This window comes from Ruegeria sp. O6, from assembly GCF_056535045.1.
This window is the reverse complement of record NZ_JBQERM010000036.1, coordinates 1-2,994: the sequence shown is the minus strand read 5'-3', so window position 1 is coordinate 2,994 and position 2,994 is coordinate 1. Positions and strand designations below refer to the sequence as shown.

At 62.3% G+C, this 2,994-nt stretch carries 3 protein-coding genes; all 3 read right to left on the bottom strand.

The genetic code is table 11. From position 1 onward, the window contains the following. Positions 1-11: 11 nt before the first annotated feature. Genes folD through ACR0DY_RS19835 form a run of 3 tightly spaced genes read right to left on the bottom strand, consistent with a single transcriptional unit; the run spans position 12 to position 2,991 of the window. Positions 12-902, bottom strand: coding sequence for a bifunctional methylenetetrahydrofolate dehydrogenase/methenyltetrahydrofolate cyclohydrolase FolD (gene folD, locus ACR0DY_RS19845; RefSeq protein ID WP_480871586.1), 891 nt, complete (start codon positions 900-902; stop codon positions 12-14). Between the two features lie 51 nt (positions 903-953). Further along, on the bottom strand, positions 954-1,259 hold the full coding sequence (locus ACR0DY_RS19840) for a chorismate mutase (protein WP_480473724.1): 306 nt from the start codon (positions 1,257-1,259) through the stop codon (positions 954-956). Between the two features lie 55 nt (positions 1,260-1,314). After that, positions 1,315-2,991 carry a formate--tetrahydrofolate ligase gene (locus tag ACR0DY_RS19835; RefSeq protein WP_480540092.1) on the bottom strand — a complete coding sequence of 559 codons (1,677 nt, stop codon included), beginning with the start codon at positions 2,989-2,991 and terminating at the stop codon, positions 1,315-1,317. Positions 2,992-2,994: the final 3 nt, after the last annotated feature.

Below are 2,994 nucleotides of genomic sequence, written 5' to 3'. Positions count from 1 at the left end.
CCCCGCGTGTATCAGGCGGTCAGGCCTTCTGGTTCGGGGAGTTTGTTTGCGCGGCAGCAGGCGGTGAGGGTGTTGGCCAGCAGGCAGGCGATGGTCATGGGGCCGACGCCGCCGGGGACCGGGGTGATGGCGCCGGCGCGTTCGGCAGCGCTGGCATAGTCGACGTCGCCGACCAGCTTGGTCTTGCCATCCCGCTCGATGCGGTTGATGCCCACGTCGATCACGGTGGCGCCTTCCTTGATCCAGTCGCCAGGCACCATTTCGGGGCGGCCGACAGCGGCCACGACGATATCGGCGCGGCGCACCACATCCGGCAGGTCCCTGGTGCGCGAATGCGCGATGGTCACAGTGCAGCTGTCCCCCAGCAGCAGCTGCGCCATCGGCTTGCCCACGATGTTCGAGCGACCGATGACAACCGCATCCATGCCCGACAGCGACCCGTGGTGATCGCGCAGCATCATCAGGCAGCCCAGCGGGGTGCAGGGCACCATCGATTTCTGACCGGTGCCCAGCAGGCCCACATTCGAGATGTGGAAGCCGTCCACATCCTTGGCCGGATCGATCGAGTTGATCACCAGATCCTCGTTCAGGTGTTTTGGCAGCGGCAGCTGTACCAGAATGCCATGCACCGCTGGATCAGTGTTCAGTTTGTCGATCAGCGCCAGCAGGTCCGCCTCGGAGGTCTCCACATCCAGCTTGTGCTCGTAGCTGTTCATGCCGACCTCGACGGTCATCTTGCCTTTCGAGCGGACATAGACCTGGCTGGCCGGATCCTCGCCCACCAGAACCACGGCCAGGCCGGGGGTGATACCGTTTTCCTCTTTCAGCTTTGCAACCTGATCGGCCACCTGCGCGCGCACTTTGGCGGCAAAGGCCTTCCCGTCGATAACCTGCGCTACCATCCTTTGGTCCCTTCTTTCAAAACCCAAACGGGCGCAGAACGCGCCCGGTCTTTACTCGGGGCCGAGCACACGTTCCTCACGTGCAATCGACCAGTCAATCAGAATGCGCCAGAGCGTTTCGGACAAATCGGGGTCCATCCCCGCGGCCTGCGAACTGGCGCGCACCTTTTGCACCACATCCTCGACCCGGTCCGGGATGCGGGCGGGCAGGCCCTCGCCCGGCTTCAGCTCAGACGCGCGGTCGATATAGCTTGCGCGCCTCACCAGCATCCCGATCAGCTGGCGGTCCAGCCTGTCGATCTGAACCCGCAGATCCCGCATCGAATGGCAGTCCTGCGGCGGTGTCAGAGTGGGCATCATCGTCTCCTCATGGCCCGGGGGTCCCGGACCACGAGATGTCTTATTCAGCGGCTTAGAACAAGCCCTCGATCTCACCTGCGTCATTGAGGCAGATGGTTTCCGCGGCCGGTTTGCGGGGCAGGCCCGGCATGGTCATGATCTCACCGCAGACAACCACGATAAAGCCCGCGCCCGCGCTCAGGCGGACTTCACGCACCGGCACCGAATGGCCGGTGGGCGCGCCCCGCAAGCTCGGGTCGGTCGAGAAGCTGTACTGGGTTTTCGCCATGCAGACCGGCAGGTTGCCATACCCCGCAGCTTCCCATTCTTTCAGCTGCGTGCGGATCTTGTTGTCGGCCAGAACCTCGTCGGCGCGGTAGATGCGCTTGGCGATGGTTTCGATCTTCTCAAACAGCGGCATCTCGTCGGGGTAGATCGGCGCGAAGTTCGCAGACCCCCCTTCGACGATTTCCACAACCTTGCGGGCCAGATCGGCAGAGCCTTCCGAGCCCAGTTCCCAGTGGCGCGACAGAACCGCCTCGACCCCGTGAGAGGAACAATAATCCTTCACCGCCTGAACCTCGGCATCGGTGTCGGTGACAAAGTGGTTGATGGCGACAACAACCGGCACACCGAACGACTTCACGTTCTCGATATGGCGGCCCAGGTTGGCGCAGCCCGCCTTGACCGCATCGACATTCTCGGCGCCCAGATCGGCCTTGGCGACACCGCCATTCATCTTCATCGCCCGCACGGTGGCAACCAGAACCACGGCAGAGGGCGCAATGCCCGCCTTGCGGCACTTGATGTTCATGAACTTCTCGGCACCCAGATCGGCGCCAAAGCCCGCCTCGGTCACCACATAGTCAGCCACTTTCAGCGCGGTCCTGGTGGCAATGACCGAGTTGCAGCCATGCGCGATGTTGGCGAACGGGCCGCCATGGACAAAGGCCGGGTTGTTTTCCAGCGTCTGCACCAGGTTCGGCTGCATCGCGTCTTTCAGCAGAACGGTCATCGCACCTTCGGCCTTGATGTCGCGGCAGTAGACCGGGGTCTTGTCGCGGCGATAGGCCACGATGATGTCACCCAGACGCTTTTCCAGATCCTTCAAGTCGTTGGCCAGACACAGGATCGCCATGACCTCGGACGCCACAGTGATGTCAAAACCTGTTTCGCGCGGGAACCCGTTCGACACGCCGCCCAGGCTGGCAGTAATCTGGCGCAGGGCGCGGTCGTTCATGTCAACCACACGACGCCATGCGACCCGGCGGGTGTCGATCTCGCATTCATTGCCCCAGTAGATGTGGTTGTCGATCATCGCCGACAGCAGCGAATGGGCCGAGGTGATCGCGTGGAAATCGCCGGTGAAGTGCAGGTTCATCTCTTCCATCGGAACAACCTGCGCATAGCCGCCACCCGCAGCGCCGCCCTTCATGCCGAAGTTCGGACCCAGCGAGGCCTCGCGGATACAGATCATCGCATTCTTGCCGATCCGGTTCAGACCGTCACCCAGACCAACCGTTGTGGTCGTCTTGCCTTCACCCGCAGGCGTCGGGTTGATCGCCGTCACCAGCACCAGCTTGCCGTCCTCACGACCCTGCACCGAGTTGATGAACTCCTGGCTCACCTTCGCCTTGTCATGCCCATACGGCAAAAGATCATCACTGGATATTCCAAGCTTCGCGCCGATCTCCTGGATCGGCTTCTTATTCGCTTCACGCGCAATTTCGATGTCGGATTTATAGCTCATTGG

What these genes read in the sequence shown, in the direction of transcription:
- ACR0DY_RS19840 (WP_480473724.1), bottom strand. Translation starts at nt 1,259, where the DNA reads ATGCCCACTCTGACACCGCCGCAGGACTGCCATTCGATGCGGGATCTG.
- ACR0DY_RS19835 (WP_480540092.1), bottom strand. Translation starts at nt 2,991, where the DNA reads ATGAGCTATAAATCCGACATCGAAATTGCGCGTGAAGCGAATAAGAAG.
- folD (WP_480871586.1), bottom strand. Translation starts at nt 902, where the DNA reads ATGGTAGCGCAGGTTATCGACGGGAAGGCCTTTGCCGCCAAAGTGCGC.